The 16,090-nt window shown below is 73.5% G+C and carries 16 protein-coding genes; 8 read left to right on the top strand and 8 right to left on the bottom strand.

The window, feature by feature from the left end; translation table 11 throughout:
* Nucleotides 1-58: 58 nt before the first annotated feature.
* Entirely contained in the window at nucleotides 59-1,015 is a 957-nt protein-coding gene (locus tag BJP40_RS11670) for a Rieske (2Fe-2S) protein (protein WP_079171092.1), read from the top strand.
* Nucleotides 1,016-1,509: 494 nt separating this feature from the next.
* Here BJP40_RS11670 and BJP40_RS34175 read toward each other — a convergent pair whose 3' ends face one another.
* Nucleotides 1,510-1,680, bottom strand: coding sequence for a hypothetical protein (locus tag BJP40_RS34175; RefSeq protein ID WP_177204357.1), 171 nt, complete (start codon nucleotides 1,678-1,680; stop codon nucleotides 1,510-1,512).
* 236 nt (nucleotides 1,681-1,916) lie between these two features.
* Here BJP40_RS34175 and BJP40_RS11660 point away from each other — a divergent pair, with 236 nt between their 5' ends.
* Together BJP40_RS11660 and BJP40_RS11655 are read left to right on the top strand one after the other, a co-directional pair.
* A complete protein-coding gene (locus BJP40_RS11660; protein ID WP_071280307.1) occupies nucleotides 1,917-2,390 on the top strand; it encodes an SRPBCC family protein in 474 nt (157 codons plus the stop codon).
* A gap of 332 nt (nucleotides 2,391-2,722) precedes the next feature.
* Nucleotides 2,723-3,874 (top strand): hypothetical protein, encoded by a 1,152-nt coding sequence (locus BJP40_RS11655; protein WP_071280306.1) that lies wholly within the window; start codon nucleotides 2,723-2,725, stop codon nucleotides 3,872-3,874.
* A 143-nt stretch (nucleotides 3,875-4,017) separates the two neighbouring features.
* Here the strand turns inward: BJP40_RS11655 and BJP40_RS11650 are convergent, their stop codons facing one another.
* Complete coding sequence (locus BJP40_RS11650; RefSeq protein ID WP_071280305.1) at nucleotides 4,018-4,425, bottom strand: RidA family protein; 408 nt, start codon at nucleotides 4,423-4,425, stop codon at nucleotides 4,018-4,020.
* 143 nt (nucleotides 4,426-4,568) lie between these two features.
* Between BJP40_RS11650 and BJP40_RS11645 the strand changes: the two genes are divergently transcribed.
* Together BJP40_RS11645 and BJP40_RS11640 are read left to right on the top strand one after the other, a co-directional pair.
* Complete coding sequence (locus tag BJP40_RS11645) at nucleotides 4,569-4,949, top strand: helix-turn-helix domain-containing protein (RefSeq protein WP_071280304.1); 381 nt, start codon at nucleotides 4,569-4,571, stop codon at nucleotides 4,947-4,949.
* Nucleotides 4,950-5,044: 95 nt separating this feature from the next.
* The gene (locus tag BJP40_RS11640; RefSeq protein ID WP_071280303.1) at nucleotides 5,045-5,524 is read left to right on the top strand and encodes a macro domain-containing protein; all 480 of its coding nucleotides are present in this window, start codon (nucleotides 5,045-5,047) and stop codon (nucleotides 5,522-5,524) included.
* A 22-nt stretch (nucleotides 5,525-5,546) separates the two neighbouring features.
* On the opposite strand, the gene BJP40_RS11635 is transcribed toward BJP40_RS11640, so the two are convergent.
* The gene (locus BJP40_RS11635) at nucleotides 5,547-5,957 is read right to left on the bottom strand and encodes a hypothetical protein (RefSeq protein WP_071280302.1); all 411 of its coding nucleotides are present in this window, start codon (nucleotides 5,955-5,957) and stop codon (nucleotides 5,547-5,549) included.
* A gap of 284 nt (nucleotides 5,958-6,241) precedes the next feature.
* Between BJP40_RS11635 and BJP40_RS11630 the strand changes: the two genes are divergently transcribed.
* Entirely contained in the window at nucleotides 6,242-7,030 is a 789-nt protein-coding gene (locus BJP40_RS11630) for a GNAT family N-acetyltransferase (protein ID WP_071280301.1), read from the top strand.
* On the opposite strand, the gene sph is transcribed toward BJP40_RS11630, so the two are convergent.
* Entirely contained in the window at nucleotides 7,006-7,956 is a 951-nt protein-coding gene (gene sph, locus BJP40_RS11625) for a sphingomyelin phosphodiesterase (protein ID WP_071280300.1), read from the bottom strand. The genes BJP40_RS11630 and sph overlap by 25 nt on opposite strands.
* 686 nt (nucleotides 7,957-8,642) lie before the next feature.
* Between sph and BJP40_RS11620 the strand changes: the two genes are divergently transcribed.
* Both BJP40_RS11620 and BJP40_RS11615 read left to right on the top strand, forming a co-directional pair.
* Complete coding sequence (locus BJP40_RS11620; protein WP_071280332.1) at nucleotides 8,643-9,428, top strand: alpha/beta fold hydrolase; 786 nt, start codon at nucleotides 8,643-8,645, stop codon at nucleotides 9,426-9,428.
* A 347-nt stretch (nucleotides 9,429-9,775) separates the two neighbouring features.
* Nucleotides 9,776-10,651 carry an oxygenase MpaB family protein gene (locus BJP40_RS11615; protein WP_071280299.1) on the top strand — a complete coding sequence of 292 codons (876 nt, stop codon included), beginning with the start codon at nucleotides 9,776-9,778 and terminating at the stop codon, nucleotides 10,649-10,651.
* Here BJP40_RS11615 and BJP40_RS11610 read toward each other — a convergent pair.
* The 4 genes from BJP40_RS11610 to BJP40_RS11595 form a co-directional block, all read right to left on the bottom strand.
* Nucleotides 10,623-11,996, bottom strand: a complete 1,374-nt coding sequence (locus BJP40_RS11610) for a GH1 family beta-glucosidase (RefSeq protein ID WP_071280298.1) — start codon at nucleotides 11,994-11,996, stop codon at nucleotides 10,623-10,625. The two genes, BJP40_RS11615 and BJP40_RS11610, sit on opposite strands and share 29 nt — an antisense overlap.
* A 249-nt stretch (nucleotides 11,997-12,245) precedes the next feature.
* Nucleotides 12,246-13,082 carry a carbohydrate ABC transporter permease gene (locus tag BJP40_RS11605; RefSeq protein WP_071280297.1) on the bottom strand — a complete coding sequence of 279 codons (837 nt, stop codon included), beginning with the start codon at nucleotides 13,080-13,082 and terminating at the stop codon, nucleotides 12,246-12,248.
* Nucleotides 13,079-13,987 carry a carbohydrate ABC transporter permease gene (locus BJP40_RS11600; protein WP_071280296.1) on the bottom strand — a complete coding sequence of 303 codons (909 nt, stop codon included), beginning with the start codon at nucleotides 13,985-13,987 and terminating at the stop codon, nucleotides 13,079-13,081. The genes BJP40_RS11605 and BJP40_RS11600 overlap by 4 nt, the downstream gene beginning before the upstream one ends.
* Nucleotides 13,988-14,582: 595 nt before the next feature.
* Nucleotides 14,583-15,899 (bottom strand): ABC transporter substrate-binding protein, encoded by a 1,317-nt coding sequence (locus BJP40_RS11595; RefSeq protein ID WP_071273242.1) that lies wholly within the window; start codon nucleotides 15,897-15,899, stop codon nucleotides 14,583-14,585.
* Nucleotides 15,900-16,090: the final 191 nt, after the last annotated feature.

Here is a 16,090-nt window from a genome sequence, read left to right as displayed (position 1 = left end):
CTCCCCGGCCCCGGCGGGTCCGGCCGTTTCGTTCGGGAGAACCGGGTACCCGGCGCCTATGAACCGGTCCCACACACTCGGTGACGCGGCAGCGACGCACCTGCTGCCTTCCAGGGAGGGCCCCGGCCGCGTGTTGCGCGGCGTGGACGGTCTGGAGCGGTGGTCCGCGGCGGACAAGCTGCTGGACGCGGTCCGCACGGCAGTTCAGGCAGCCCCGCTGGGGCGGGCGCGCGACGCGCTCCACGGCCGCTGGCTGGGCCACCCCCTGCACCCGCTGGTGGTGCAACTGCCTGTGGGCACGTGGCTGTCCGCCGCCCTGCTGGACGCCCTCCCCGGCCACCGGCGGGCCGCGCGCACCCTCGTCGGCGTCGGCCTCGTGGCGGCGGGGCCTGCGGCGGTGGCCGGCTGGGTGGACTGGGCGGAGCTGCCCCGGGAACAGCAGCGCGTCGGATTCGTGCACGCGGCGGCCAACGTGACGGGCGTGGCCCTGTACGCGGCCTCGTACATCGCGCGGTGGCGCAGGCAGACGGTACGCGGCAAGGCACTGGGGCTGGCCGGGCTGTCCGTCGTCGCCGCGGGCGGCGCCCTGGGCGGCCACCTCGCCTACCGGCAGGCATCGGGAGCCAACCACGCCGAACAGGTGTCCCACCTAGTGGAGGAGGGCTGGCACCCGGTCGGAGACCTCACGGACCTCCCCGTGGGCCGGGCCGTCCGGCGCCACATCGGTGATGTGGCGGTCATGGTGGTGCGGGAGCCCGACGACCGCGTCCACGTCCTCGCGGACCACTGCAGCCACATGGGCGGACCGCTGTCGGAAGGGGAGCTGCGCGACGGCTGCGTGCGCTGCCCCTGGCACCGGAGCGTGTTCCGACTCACGGACGGGTGGAACGTACGCGGCCCGGCGACCGCGCCCCAGCCGGCGTTCGAGACCCGGCTGCACGGCGGCCGCGTGGAGGCACGGCTGCGGCACCCCGCCGACGCCGCACGCGACGCGGACCGCAGAGACGCGGCGTGACCGTACGGGCGTTGCGGGCGGGGGCGCCGCGGCCGGGCTCCCGGCCGCCCTCGACCCGCTGCCGCCCCCCGTTCGTCTCTCCCCGCCGCGCCGAGCCGGCACCCCCGGCCGCCGCAGCCCGCGGACAGGGCGGGCACCCGTGCCGGCGGCACCCGGGGTGCACGGCCCTCCCGCGCGTCGGAGCTCGCGGCCGGGGGCTTTCAGGTGGACGGTGGCCGCCTCGACCCCGTCGACGTGGACGCTCGCCCGGTCGGAGCTGCCCGCACGGGAGCGACCCACGCCGCGGAGCGGCCGGTGAACGTCCGGTCAGGCCGGCGTCCTTGGCGGCGCCGGCGGGCACCCGCGCGGACACCCCCGTCCCACGCCGCCCCCGCGGCGGGGTCGGCGTTCGTGTCCGGGGCGGCTCGCTGCGAGACGGAGGCGCCATGCCCGTCGCGGGGGCACGGCGGCCGCCGGCAGGCTTCCGCCAGGCGTCCGAAGGTGTCGAGGAACAGTCACCGCCAGGCGGGCGGGTCGGTCCCGCCGAGGGGGTTGCTGGTACCGCACGCCAGGCAGACGCCCCACCACTCGTAGCGGCCGTCGCGTTCCCGTGGCCTGCTGATCACGCTCTCGCCCTCCTCGCCGCAGAACGGGCACGGGCCGTCGTGACCCGCCGGACGGCTCATGCGGACGAGCGGACTGTCGTCGGAACGGCGGCAGGCGATGCGGCCGCATCCGCTGCGGCATGCGAACCACTGCTCCGGGCGGGGCGGTGCAGGACGGCCGGCGCGGTGGTTGCGCAGGTGGTGCACGGGCCGGGGGACCATCGTGTGCCCGCAGTCGGGGCATGCCGGGGCCGTCATGGCAGGGGAGACGCGGGCGGGCGCGCGCGGGTTCCCGGGCGCGGTGCTTCCATGGAGGCATGACCGCTTCCGCCCAGCAGACCGTTGTCGTCGAGCGTCGGGTCGCCGCGTCCCAGGGCCACGTCTGGGAGGCCGTGACGGACCTGCGGGGCATGCCACGCCTCCTTGCCGGAGTGGAGAGCGTCGAGGTCCTCACCGGAGGCTCCTTCGGCGTGGGCACCCGCTGGCGCGAGACCCGGCGGATGCTGGGGAAGAGGGCGACCGAGGAGATGACCGTGACCGAAAGCGAGCCGCCCGAACGGTACGTGACGGTCGCCGCGTCGCACGGCATGCACTACACCTCGGAACTCCGCCTGATCCCCGCCGGTCCCCAGGCCACCACCGTACGGATGGCCTTCACGGCACGCCCCGCCTCCGGCCGCCCGCTCGGCCTCCTCGGCCGGCTCGTCGCCCCGCTCGGCTCGAAGGCCGTCGCCCGCGCGCTGGCCAAGGACCTCGCCGACATCGCCCGGGCGATCGAGAGCACCGGCTGATCCGTCGGTTCGCCGAGCGGCGCCGCTGGCGGCCGCCCGCAGGTCCGGTACGGACGCGGCCGGCCGGCCGCGCCGCTGGTGCCGGTCGCGGCCTCGACAGCGCTGGGCCCGTGGTGGCCGTCGCATCCGTGGCGTTGCACGGCCACCTCAGCCGGGCCCGCGGTGGCGACGGGGGAACGGCGTGCCTTCCCGGCGGGCCCGGGTGTGCGGTGCGGCCCGCGCGGGGAGGCAAGCGGCTTCGCCTTCCCGCCCGTGCGGAGGCGGCGACGGCGCGACGGGGCGGTGTGCGGGCGTCGTTACGATCGGTGCTCCGAACGGCCAGGAGGACCCGCATGACCCGTACCACGCCCCCGCGACCCCTCGACGTCGAGGAGGTGTTCCCCGCGCTCGCCGCGTACCGGCGCACGGCGACGCGGCTGCACCCGCGGCGCGGCGTGCCGAAGGCGGAGGAGAGCTCGATCGCGGGGCCCTTGCTGTGGCCGGCCGCCGAGCCGTGGCCCGTCTGCACCGCCGTGCACCGCAAGGGCACCGGTCACCTCCTCTCCGACGTACGCCTGCGACGCCGCATCGAGGACCGGGCGAGCGGGCGCGAGTTCACCGAGGAGGAGCGGCGACTTCTCGACGGGATGACGACGGGTGCCCATGCGCCGGAACTGCGGGACGACGAGCCGCTTCCCCTGCTGGCCGTGGCTCAGCTGTACGCGCGTGACATCCCGGACCTCGTCGGGCCCGAAGGATGCGACCTGTTGCAGGTCTTCTGGTGCCCCTTCGAGGTGCACGGGCGGGGCCGCACGATCGACGTGGTCCTCAAGTGGCGCCGGGCGGCGGACGTCGGCGCGGTGCTCGCCCCCCAGCCCGAGCCGCCGGTCGCGGGCCGCGCGGAGTGCGTTCCCACGCCGTGTGTCCTCCACCCGGAACAAGTAGTGGAGCACGAGTACTTCGGTCTGCTGAGCGAGGAGCTCCAAGAGGAGATCGCCGAGTGGGAGGAGAACCTGCTCGACGAGGACGACGAGGACGACGAGGACGACGAGGACGACGAGGACGGCCAAGGCGACCAGGAGGGCGAGGACGATGACGGCTGCGGGCAGGGGAGTAGTGCCTCCGCGTCGGTGAGCTACGCGTCGTACGAGGAGTACGAAGCGGCCATGACCGCCTCCCGCACGGGGGAGCCGGACGAGGTCGACTACATGAGCGATCTGTCCCTCGCGCCGGGCTGGAAGGTCGGGGGCTTCGCGACGTGGCATGTGACCGACCCCGCACCGGTGGACTGCGACGTGTGCGGCACGCCGATGCCGCCTCTGCTCACCGTCGCCGCCGGGGAGTGCGACGGGGCCTCGGGCAGCTGGCTGCCGGTCGAGGACCGGTCCGCGGCCCGCGACCCGCACGTCGTGGACCCGGTCGGGGTCCACCTCGGCCGCGGGTACATGCGGGTCCACACGTGCCCCGCCGATCCGGCGCACCCGCACCGGCTCAGCTTCCAGTAGCGCCGTCCGGCAGGCGGGGGCCTGCCGGGGAGGCGCCGGACTTGCTCCTGCCGGATGCCGGATGGTCGCCTCCCGGTGGTGCCCGCGTCGGCAGCGGCGTGCGGGGCGGGCCCGGCCCCGCCCCGCCCCCTGTGGGGTGGTGATCAGTCGAGGACCGCTGTCGCCTCGATCTCCACCAGGTGCTCCGGTACGTCCAGCGCCGCGACGCCCAGCAGTGTGGCGGGCGGCGTCGGGGTGACGCCGAGTCGGGTGGAGGCCCGACGGATGCCCTCCAGGAGCAGGGGCATCTTGTCGGGGGTCCAGTCGACGACGTGGACGGTCAGTTTGGCCACGTCGTCGAAGGAGCCACCGGCTCCGGCGAGCGCGGTGGCGACGTTGACGTAGCACTGCTCGACCTGGCCGGCGAGGTCGCCCTCGGCGACCGTGCTGCCGTCGGCGTCCCAGGACACCTGTCCGGCCACGAAGACGAGCCGTGTCCCGGTGGCGACCGAGACCTGCCGGTAGACGTCGATCCCGGGCAGTCCGGCGGGGTTCAGCAGTGTGACGGACATGCGGTCGTCCTCCTCGGTTCCTGTGGGCGCAGGGCCCCCACCCGCCGGCCACGCGGCCGTGCGGTTTCTTGCGGTTACTGAGGAACCGTAGGAGAGTGTGCGCTGACGTGGAAGAACGCACTTTCGAGTGACTGGGGAACCTGATGGTGACCAAGCAGTTCACGGGGCTGCCCGACGAGGCGGACCTGCGGCGCGCGGACTCGCTGGCGCGGGAGATCTTCTCGGACCTCGCGAACAAGTGGGCGATGCTGATCATCGAGGCGCTGGGTGAGCGGACCCTGCGGTTCAACGAGCTGCGGAACGAGATCGAGGGCGTCAGTCACAAGATGCTGACGCAGAACCTGCGGATGCTGGAGCGCAACGGCCTGGTCGAGCGGACGGTGCACCCTGTCGTGCCGCCGCGGGTCGAGTACGCCCTGACGGAGCCGGGGATCGCCCTGCGGGTGACGATCGGCGGGATGTGCGACTGGACGCACCGGTACCTCGGTCACATCGACACCGCACGCCGGCGCTTCGACGGCTGAACGGGACGCGCGAGCAGGGGCGTTGCCGCTCGTGGCGGGGTGGTCCCCGGTGTGGGCCGCGGCCGCTGTCAGTGGCGGGTCGTACGGTGGTTCGCATGACGGGGATCGCGTACGTGCAGGGGGACGCCACCGCTCCGGTGGGCGGGGGAGCCCGGATCGTCGCACACGTGTGCAACGACGTGGGCGGCTGGGGCAGGGGCTTCGTCCTCGCGGTGTCACGGCGGTGGGACGGGCCGGAGGCGGAGTTCCGCCGCTGGTACCGGGAGCGGGACCGCAACGACTTCGGCCTGGGTGCCCTCCAACCGGTCCGGGCGGAACCGGACCTGTGGGTGGCGAACATGGTGGGCCGGCACGGTCTGCGGGTCGGCGGCCGGGGCACCCCGGTCCGCTACGAGGCCGTCAACGCGGCGTTGGGTGCACTCGGTGACCGGGCCGTCGGCCTGGGAGCCTCCATGCACATGCCGCGGATCGGCTGCGGCCTGGCGGGCGGCACTTGGGCGCGTGTCGAACCGCTGGTCCGCGAGCGCCTCTCGTCGCGCGGCATACCGGTGACGGTGTACGACCTCCCGGACTGAGGGCGCGGCCAGGGGCGTCCCGCTACTCCGGGATCAGGAACCAGGCCGCTGCCAGGGTCAGTGCCGTCGCAGCCGGCACTGCGGCCACGGCTGCGGCGGTACCTGCCGGGGAGCGCCGCTCGGGATGCGCGGCCGGAGCCAGCAGGAGCAGCACCGCCGACGGAACAAGGAGGAACAGGCCGAGGATCGCGAGGGGGAAGGCGAGGGCGAGCAGTGTGGTCCCGGTGATCAGGCAGGCCGCCCGGAAGGCGGCCGGGCAGCGGCCCAGGAAGAGCGGCGCCGCCACCGCCGCCGCGCAGGGCAGGAGGATCTGCAGCAGGTCCGTGCCCGCCGCCCAGCCGAGGGCCGGCACGGCGGCCAGGACTGCCACCGCCACCGGGGCCTGCTGCTGCCAGTGGATCCGCGGCGCCCCGCCGTCCGTCACGATGTTCATGGCTTCCCCCAACCTTCCACGCCTTTGAACGCGTTCAAATGAACGCGTTCAAAGTGTAGCGGGGTCCTGCGGCCCCGGACGCCTGGGAGTCCTCGGCGAGGGCCTGCGGTGGCGGTGGCGGCGGTGGCGTCGCAGCGGCCGAAGACTGCGGGGGCGTGGCGCGGGGGGCGGCGGGATGTCCCGCTTGCTGCGCCCTTCTGTGACCCGGGGTGCGGGCGGCGCTGAGGGCCTCGTCGCCGGTAAACGTGTTGTCCCGCCCGCCGGTGGGCTGATGGGGTGCGCGCATGGATCTCGCGACCGTCCTCGACCTCTATGACCGCACGATGCGCAGGAACGCGCACCCCGACGGGCCCGGTGCCCGGGTGGAGCGCGACGGGGGCGTGGTCCGGCAGACGGGGCCGGCACACGCGTGGAACGGCGTGCTGTGGTCCGGCCTCACAGACGCCACCGCCGATGCCGCGATCGCCGCGCAGATCCGTCACTACACGGACCTCGGACGGCCCTTCGAGTGGAAGCTCCACGACCACGACGGGCCCCGGGACCTCGGGGAGCGGCTTCGCGCGGCAGGGTTCCGGGCCGAGCCGGAGGAAGCGCTCATGGTCGCCGGAAGCGCCGCCCTCGCCACCACGCCCCTGCTGCCCGAAGGGATCACCCTCCTCGCCGTGACCCGCCCCGCGCACGTCCGGCTGGTGACCGACGTCCACGAGGCGGCGTTCGGCGCGGACGCGGAGCGGTTGCGCGCCCGGCTCGTGGAGCAGCTCGCCGCCCGGCCGGACGCCGTCGCCGCGGTCGTCGCACTCGCCGACGGGCGCCCGGTGAGCTCCGCCCGCCTGGAGCTCACGCCCGGTGGGGACTTCGCCGGACTGTGGGGTGGCGGCACCGTGCCCGAGTGGCGGGGGCGCGGCCTGTACCGCGCCCTGGTCGCCCACCGCGCGCGGATCGCCGCGGAGCGCGGGTACCGCCACCTCCTGGTCGACGCCTCGGACATGAGCCGGCCGATCCTGCGGCGCCTCGGCTTCGCCCGGCTCGGCACGACCACCCCGTACGTCTACGAGCCGGCGACCACGGGGTAGTGGTCCGAGAGGTTCGTGTAGGTGTAACTCCGGCCCCAGCTCGTCACCGTCCAGGGCGCGCTCTGCTCCTTCACCACGTCGTTCGTCCAGTCCGCCGGGCGGGCGTGTCCGGCGCGGTGCAGGACGTGGTCGAGGTCCTCGCGCGGGTCGTCGGGATAGCGGTCCGCCGCTATGGAGTTGTCCCGGGTGTCGAAGGAGTACGGGTGCCCCGTACGGGAGTCCGCCCCCACCAGCCCCGCGTCGGAGAGCATCGTCCCGTACTCGGCCGTGCGGAGGTCCACGTTGAAGTCGCCCGCGACGACGACCTGCTCCGACGCCGGGATGTTCTTGCGGTCGAGGAAGGCGTCCAGTTCCTTGAACTGCCGGCTGCGCACCTGTGCCGCCTCGCCGGTCGCACAGCCCGGGTCCGTGGACTGCGCGTGTGTGCCCACCACGTGGACCCGGGTGCCGGCGACGTCCAGGACCGTGTACACGAAGCCCTTGTTCGAATACCAGTCGGCGCCGCAGGCGTCCTTGTAGACGTACTGCTCCTTGCGGACGATCGGCCACTTGCTCAGGACGCTCACTCCGCCGTCCTCCGGGGTCAGGGAGGAGTACGCCCCGCCGGTGGCGTCCCAGCCCGTCTTCCCGCGCCCCATCACGGGTGTCTGGTGCGGGTACGCGGCGGCGGCGTTCCGCAGGAGCGCGCCCGAGGAGGTGTTGTCGAACGCCTCCTGCAGCACCACCACGTCGTTGCCCTGGAAGAACGGCGCCGCGGGGATCTGCCGGGCCCGGTGGTCCTGCCCCCAGTTCGGGTAGAGGTTCTTGCTGAAGAGGAAGACGTTGTACGACAGGACGCGCAGCTCGGGCGTCGCGGCGGCGGTGGCCGACGGCGCCGCGGCGGTCAGCGACGCGGCGGCGAGGACGCCAGCGGACGCTGCGGACATGACAAACGCCAGGGGTCGGGGCACGGGAGACTCCTCGTGGAGGTGGGGGGTGGGGCTCGGCGACGCACATGAAATCAGCCGCAGTTACTCTCCGGTAGACCTCGGATGGAGAAAATCTTGCGCCCACAGGGCGCGTTCACGAAGAAGTCACCGGGGGAAGCCGGGTACTCCTGTCGCCACCCCCTTCCGGTCGGCCTCCGGCGCCCCTCCTGCTCCTTGACCCTGGCGTCGCTGTGCCCCTGACCGTCGGCCCGCAGCCAGCGCTGGGCCCCTCGGCGGCCCCCGCTCTTGCTGCCGGATGCTTCCGGCCGCGCCCGGTATCAGGCTCCATGCTCCCGAGCCGCAGGCGGCCACTTGTCCGCCACCGATCCCCGTCTGTCACGGACTCCGTCTGTCACGGACCGTCGTCCGCCGTCGACGCCCGGCCGCCGGTCACCCTGCCGGGCGCGAGCCTTCGGCAGCACCGCCCCGTGCCTCCCCCGGCGGCGGACATCCGGTGCCGTGGACCCCGGCGCCAAGGGGTGAGGGGTGGCCGCCCGCCAGGCCCCGGCAGAGGCCGGACGGACCACCGCGGCGAGTCGGCCACCGGCGCGAGTCGGGCACCCTCCTCCTCACGGAGACAAGGAAGCGCGGAGTACCCGCGATATCGGGTGGTCCTCGCTCCGCCTCCGTGCGAGCATCTGCGGATGCTCACCCTCGAAGATGATCTCGGTCGCCTCTCCTACAGCGTTGCCGGAGACGGACCGCCGGTCGTGCTCGTGCACGCAGGCGTCGCCGATCACCGCATGTGGGACGCGATCGTGCCTGCCCTCGCGGAGCAGCACACCGTCATCCGGTACGACCTGCGCGGCTTCGGCGAGTCCGCTCCCCCGACGGGACCGTTCAGCGAAACCGACGACCTGAGGCGTCTCCTGGACCACCTCGGCCGCGACCGCGTCCGACTCGTGGGCGCCTCCTGGGGCGGCCGTGTGGCCGCGGACTTCACCCTCACCCACCCGGACCGGGTCCGCTCCCTGGCACTCCTGGCCCCGCCCTGGCCGGGATACCACTGGTCCGCGGAGATGATCGCCTACGACGCAGCGGAGACCGCCGCCCTGGCCGTGGGCGACCTGGACACCGCCGTCCGCGTCAACCTGGACATGTGGCTGCGGGGCCCCGACCGCACCTGGGACGACGTCCCCGCCGGGCTTGCCGACCGGCTCCGGGAGCCGCTGCGGACGTCCCTGATGAACCAGGCCGTCGTGGACACGTACTCCACGGGCCCCTCAACCGGCGACGTCGCCGCCATCTCCGTCCCCGTACTGGTGGGAGTGGGAGCGCTCGACATCGCCGACTTCCAGGACATCGGCCGCCGATACGCCGCGGAGATTCCCGACGCCACTCTGGTCGAGTTCGCCACCGCTGCCCACCTCATCGCACTGGACGCGCCCACGGAGCTCGCCGCCACGCTGCGTACGTTCCTCGCCCGTTAGCCCCGGGCCGGGTGGCGGGCCTTCCGATCGCCGAGCAGCCCTCACGGGGTGTCCCCTGCGCACGGACGCCGTCCTCTCAGGGGTACGGTTCCTCACCTCAGGCTCGTGTCCGGGTCGCCCTGCCCCTCCCGGACTTCAAGCCCTGGCCGCGATCCGGCCTCATCGGCCCCGCCCCGGACTTCCGGCCTCCGGCCGCACCCGGAGCCCGCCCGAGAACCGGGCCGGGCTCCACCCCCGGCCCCCCTCCACCTTGCCTCCGCCCCTACGGACCCGGACTCCGGCCCCGCGCGCACCGCCCGTGATCGCATACTGGAACCGACAGCGAGCAGCGAGTCCCCGGAGCACCGATGAGCAAGGCAGCCGCCGACCCCGCGCCCCCGCCGCCCGGCGGAGTGCTGTGGACCCTCTCGGGCGACCTCCGCACCCTGCTCATGCTGCCCGCGGCCCTCGCCCTCCAGGTCGCCCATCCCGCCGTCGGCGCCGGCGTCGACGAGCACTCCGTCTTCCGCACCGACCCCTGGGGCCGCGCCGAACGCTCCCTGAGCTCCCTCCAGCTCTGGGTGTACGGCGGTGGACGGGCCGCCGAGGAGGGCCGCAGGCTCCGCCGCCTCCACCGCACCATCCAGGGCACCGACACCCGGGGCCGCGCCTACCACGCCCTCACCCCCGCCCACTACGCCTGGGTGCACGCCACCGGGTTCCCCGTCCAGCGCCACGCCGCCCGCTACCTCATGCGCCCCATGACCGAGGCGCAGGAGCGGCAGCTGTACGCCGAGTGGCTCCAGGTCGGCCGGATCCTCGGGATACACGACCGGGACATGCCCCAGAGCATCGAGGACTTCTGGCCGTACTACCGCAAGGTCCTCGCCGAGGAGATCGAGATGACCCCCGTCGTGCGGGAACTCGTGGCGACCGACATCCCCCTCCCGCCGCCGGACCGGGGGCCGCTGCTTCCGCGCCTGGTCCTGAGGGCCTGCTGGCCGGTGCTCCGGCCCCGCGTCGTCCGCTTCCGCTCCTTCCTCACGGTCGGCTTCATGCCGCCCGAGGCCCGCGAGGCGATCGGCCTGGAGTGGACCGACGCCCAGGAGCGGAAGCTGCGGCGCTTCGCCCGGGTCGTGCGCCTGGTGGTACCCGCGCTCCCCGAGCGGCTGCGCTACCTCCCGTACGCGCGTGAGGCCCGCAGACGGGACCGGCTCAGTCGGCGAGCCCGTTCCGCGCGATGACACCCGCGTACCAGCGGGCGCTGTCCTTCGGGGTGCGGCGCTGCGACGCGAAGTCGACGTGCACGATGCCGAACCGCTTGCCGTAGCCGTACGCCCACTCGAAGTTGTCCAGCAGCGACCACAGGAAGTACCCCCGCACGTCCGCTCCCTCCGCGACGGCCCGGTGCACCGCGGTGAGGTGCTGCCGCAGGTACGCGACCCGCTCCGGGTCGTGGACGTCGCCCTCCGGGTCGGCGTAGTCGTCGTAGGCCGCGCCGTTCTCGGTGATCACCAGCGGTACGCCCGGCAGCTCGTCCCTCAGCCGGGTCAGCAGCTCGTGCAGCCCGTTCGCGTCCACCGGCCAGTCCATCGCCGTCCGCGGACCGGGCGCGGGCTCGAACCGCACGTGCGGCTCCGCCCCAGGCCACGGTGAGGGGCCCTCGTGCCGGCCCGCCGCGACGACGGTGGGCGAGTAGTAGTTGATACCCAGCGAGTCGACGGGCCGGGACGTGGCCGCAAGGTCGCCGTCCCGGACGAACGACCAGTCCGTCAGCCCGGCCGTGTCCGCCACGAGGTCCTCGGGGAGCCGCCCGTGGAACACCGGGTCCAGGAAGATCCGGTTGCCGAGGGCGTCGACGCGCCGTGCCGCGGCCCGGTCCTCCGCGGACTCCGTCAGGGCCCGCACCGCGTGCAGGTTGAGCGTGAGGGACACCTCGCCGCCGCGGGGCAGAGCCGCCCGCAGCGCGTCGACCGCCAGGCCGTGCGCGAGGTTCAGGTGGTGTGCGGCGCGCAGCGCGGCGGCCGGCTCGGTGCGGCCCGGGGCGTGCACTCCGTTGGCGTACCCGAGGAAGGCCGTGCACCACGGTTCGTTCAGCGTGGTCCAGGTCGCGACGCGGTCGCCGAGGCCGTCCGCGACGAGGGCCGCGTACTGCGCGAACCGCTCGGCGGTCTCCCGCCTCGGCCAGCCCCCCTGGTCCTCCAGCTCCTGCGGCAGGTCCCAGTGGTACAGCGTGGCCACCGGGCGGATGCCGGCGTTCCGCAGCTCGTCGGCGAGGCGCCGGTAGAAGTCGAGGCCCTTCTGCAGGGCGGGCCCCCGACCGGTGGGCTGCACCCGGGGCCAGGCCACGGAGAACCGGTAGTCCGTCACGCCCAGGTCTTTCATCAGGGCGACGTCCTCGGACATGCGGTGGTAGTGGTCGGCGGCGACGTCACCGGTGTCGCCGTTGCGCACCTTGCCGGGGAGACGGCTGAACGTGTCCCAGATGGACGGCGTTCGGCCGTCCTCGGAGGCGGCCCCCTCGATCTGGTAGGCGGCGGTGGCGGTGCCCCAGCGGAACCCGTCGGGAAAGCGGAGCGCAGTGGTCATGGACGGACAACTCCTTCGTGGATGAGGACTGGAGAGACAAGCCGACGGAGCGCACGAGCGGCGTCGCGCGGCACGGCGCCGCAGCCGGGGCGGGGATCACGGGCACCGGGTCGGCGCCGGGAAGCCACTGGCCGGGGAGCGCGAGCGTCGGGGGCGGCCGGCCGTCGCCGCCGGTCGGGGGCGCGGAAGGCCGGCGTGGCGCGGCCGGTTTCCCGGGGCGGACGCCCGCGGCACGCGGCGGAGGCGCCGCTACCCCTTGACGGCGCCCTGCATGATGCCGCCGACGATCTGCCGGCCGAGCAGCCCGAAGACCAGCAGCACCGGCAGCGTCCCCAGCAGGGTGCCCGCCATGATCACGGACTGGTCGTGGACGTAGCCGCCGCCCAGCTGGCGCAGCGCGACCTGCACCGTCGGGTTCTGCGAGGACAGCGCCACGATGGGCCAGAAGAAGTCGTTCCAGGCGGCCATGAAGGTCAGCAGTCCCAGCACGGCCATGCCCGGCCGGGCGATGGGCACCACGATCGACCAGAAGACCCGCGCCGTGGACGCCCCGTCCACGCGGGCCGCCTCGATGAGCTCGTCCGGCAGGGCCTGCACCAGGAACTGCCGCATGAAGAACACCCCGAAGGCGGAGACCAGCCCGGGCAGGATCACCGACTGGAGCTGGTTCACCCACTGGAGTTCGGCGATGAGCATGAACAGCGGGATGACTCCGAGCTGCGGCGGGATCATCATGGTGCCGACGGTGACCGCCAGCAGCGCGTTCCGGCCCTTGAACCGCAGCTTGGCGAAGGCGAATCCGGCGAGGGTGCAGCACAGCACCGTGCCGACGGTGACGGAGCCCGACACGATCAGCGAGTTCAGGAGCGCCAGGCCGATGTCGGCCTCCTCCATCACGGCCTCGACGTTGCGCAGCAGGTTCGGCCCCGGTAGCAGCGAGGGCGGCACCTGCGCCAGGTCCGCGTTGGAGCGGCTGGCGGCGACGATGGTCCAGTAGAAGGGGAAGGCGGACACGAGCACCGCGGCGACGAGGATCGCGTACGCGAGCTTCCCCCCGTGCAGCGTACGTCCGGCACGTGAGGTCACCGGCCGGCCTCCTTACGGGAACGTCGGCGCGCGAGCAGGGCGTTCGCCCCCACGAGCACCACGATGAGCAGGAACATCACCCAGGCGATCGCCGCGGCCCGGCCCAGGTGGAAGAAGCCCCAGCCCTGCTCGTACATGTACAGCCCGAGCGTCTGGTACTGGTGGGAGATGCCGCCCGACACGGACCCCTCGTACAGCAGCGGCTCACCGAACAGCTGGGTCGCGCCGATGGTCGACACCACGACCGTGAACACGATGGTCGGCCGCAGACCGGGCAGCGTGACGTGCACGAACTGCCGCCAGCGGGAGGCGCCGTCCATCTCGGCGGCCTCGTACAGCTCGCTCGGTATGGACTGCATGCCGGCCAGGTAGATGAGCGCGTTGTAGCCGGTCCACCGCCAGATGACGATGGTGGAGACGGCGATCTGCGAGGCGACGGTCCCGGTCTGCCAGTCGACGGGTCCGAACCCGACGAGGCCGAGCACGTAGTTGACGAGACCGAAGTCCCTCCCGAAGAGCTGCGCGAAGACCAGGGTGGCGGCGGCGACCGAGGTGGCGTACGGCAGGAGCATGGCCGTACGGAAGAACGTCCGCCCGCGCAGCTTGTAGTTGAGCAGATGGGCGAGTCCCAGCGCCATCACGAGCTGCGGCACGGTCGAGAGCACGCCGATGGTGAAGGTGTTGCGCAGCGCGGTCCAGAAGTACGGGTCGGTGAAGACCGCTGCGTAGTTGCCGAAGCCCCGCCACTGCATGTCACCGGGTGTCTGCAGCTCGACCCGGTACAGCGACACGAACGCGGTGTAGAGGAGCGGGAACATCCCGAAGGCGAGGAACAGCCCGAAGAACGGGGTGATGTAGGCGTACGGCGAGACGGCGCGCCAGGCGCGTCGCGCGGCGAGGGTCACGGTGCGGCCCTTCGTGTCGTGGCGGACGGTGGGTGGCGGAGTGCGGCCGCGTGGGCCGGGAGGCGGTGCGCGGCCGGTGCCCGGTGGGGTCCGCGGGGCGGACCGTGGTGGGGGAGGGCTGCTCCGGGGGCGCGGAGACCGCCCGTCGGCGTCCCTCCGGGCGGGGCGGGGCGAGCGGTGCCCGGCGCGGGGCGGTGCAGGTCGCTCAGGGCACGAGCTGGCCGGTACCGGCCGGTGCCGGGCCGGCGTACACGAAGCGGAGGGCCCGTACCGGCGCGGTACCGGGCGACGGCGCGCCCCCGCCGAGGAGCGGCCGCACCCGAGCCGTTCCCGGCCGACCCCGCCCGCCGCCGACCGGCGCCCGGATCCGTGCCGCCCCGCCCCCGGCCGCGGACCGGCCGGCGGGCAGCACCGTCGGGCCGGGGCCTGCCAGGACCGGGCCCGGGGAGGAGCCGGCGGGGAGGCTGGCGACGGGAGGGCGACGGTGGTCCTTCGGGGAGATCGGGCCCGGGGACGGAATCCGGGACACGGGGAAGGCACACGGCGGTCCCGGCAGCGCTGCCGTGGGCGCCCTCGGTCCGCGGCGTCGCCCAGGTCAGCCCATCACGTTGGCCACGCCCCGCTTCGCGTTGGCCCACGCCTTGTCCGGGGCGAGGCCCTTGCGCTCGACCTCGCTCAGCGCGTTCGTGATCTGGTCCGCCACATTCTTGTCGTGCACGCCCAGGACCTGGACCGGCGCCGCCTTCGCCGCGTCACCGAAGATCCGCCCGATCGGGGCGTTGGAGAAGTACGGGTCCCTGGCGTCCGCCACGGACGCGATCGCGCCGGTCGCCGAGGGGAAGTTGCCCTGCTTCTCGAACAGCTTGGCCTGCTGCTCGGGCGCCGTCAGCCACGCGATCAGCTCGTACGCTTCCTTCTTGTGCTTGGCCGCCCGGGGCACCGCCAAGTACGAACCGCCCCAGTTGCCGGCGCCGCCCGGCAGCTTCGCGATGTCCCACTTGCCCGCGCCGGCGTCACCGGCCTGCCCCTTGATGTAGCCGAGCATCCACGCCGGGCACGGCAGGGTGGCGAAGGACCCCGCCGCGAACGCCTGGTTCCACTGCGGCGACCACTGGTCGAGCTTGGCGCTCAGCCCCTCCTGCGCGGCGTCGGCCGCCGCGTCCCACGCCGCCTTGACGGCCGGGTTCGTGTCGTAGACCAGCGCGCCCGAGGCGTCGTAGTACCGCTCCTTCTCCTGCCCGATCATGATCGTGAAGAGGCTGCCGACGCTGTCCATCCACGCGCTGCCCGCGGGCGCCTTCGCCTTGTACTGCTTGCCGAGTTCCAGGTACCCGTCCCAGGTGGACCACCGCTGCGCGAGTTCCTCGCGGTCCGTGGGGAGGCCCGCCTGCTTCAGCAGGTCGCTGCGGTAGCACATCGCCTCGGGGCCGACGTCCGTGCCGAGGCCCAGCACCCGGCCGTCCTGCGTCGTCGCGGCCGACCACTTGGCCTCGGCGAACTCGTCCTTCAGGTCGGCCGCGCCGTAACGCTTCAGGTCCTCGAACTTGTCGGCCTGCTGCTGCGTGACCGACGCGATGCGGCCGACCTCGATGCCCTGGACGTCGGCGAGTCCGCCGCCGCCCGCGAGCCGGGTCTGCAGGCTCTTCCAGTAGTCCTGTTCGTCCTCGGTGTCCGTCTGCTTGATCGTGATGCCGGGGTGCAGCTTCTCGTACTCGGCGTACAGCCCGGCCTCCTTGTAGCCGAAGGAGCCGAACAGGTCGACGGTCAGCGTGATGTCGCCTCCGGCGGCGTCGGACGAGGCGTCCGTACCGCCGGATCCGCAGGCGGCGAGGAGGGAACCGGCGAGCGCGACCGCCCCGACTCGTACGGCGGCCCTTCTGGTGGCCCTTCTGGCGGCTCGGGCGATGGGCATGAGAAGCCTCCCTTGGCTTCGAACGAGCGTGAGACCGCATCTGAGAGCGCTCTCAGGAACCTTGTCTGGAGCGTGCCCCGACGGCCTGCCCGCCGTCAAGACTCGAACGGATAACGCCGTACGGGTCCCTGAACTCCCCGCTGTGTCGCGCGTATTGACAGTCCTGTTTCAGGAGTTTTACGTTCCAGGGC

The organism is Streptomyces sp. CC53 (assembly GCF_001865245.1).
In the GTDB taxonomy this organism is placed as follows: Bacteria; Actinomycetota; Actinomycetes; order Streptomycetales; family Streptomycetaceae; genus Streptomyces.
Note: the sequence above shows the minus strand (reverse complement) of the source record. Positions and strands in the feature narration are given on the sequence as shown.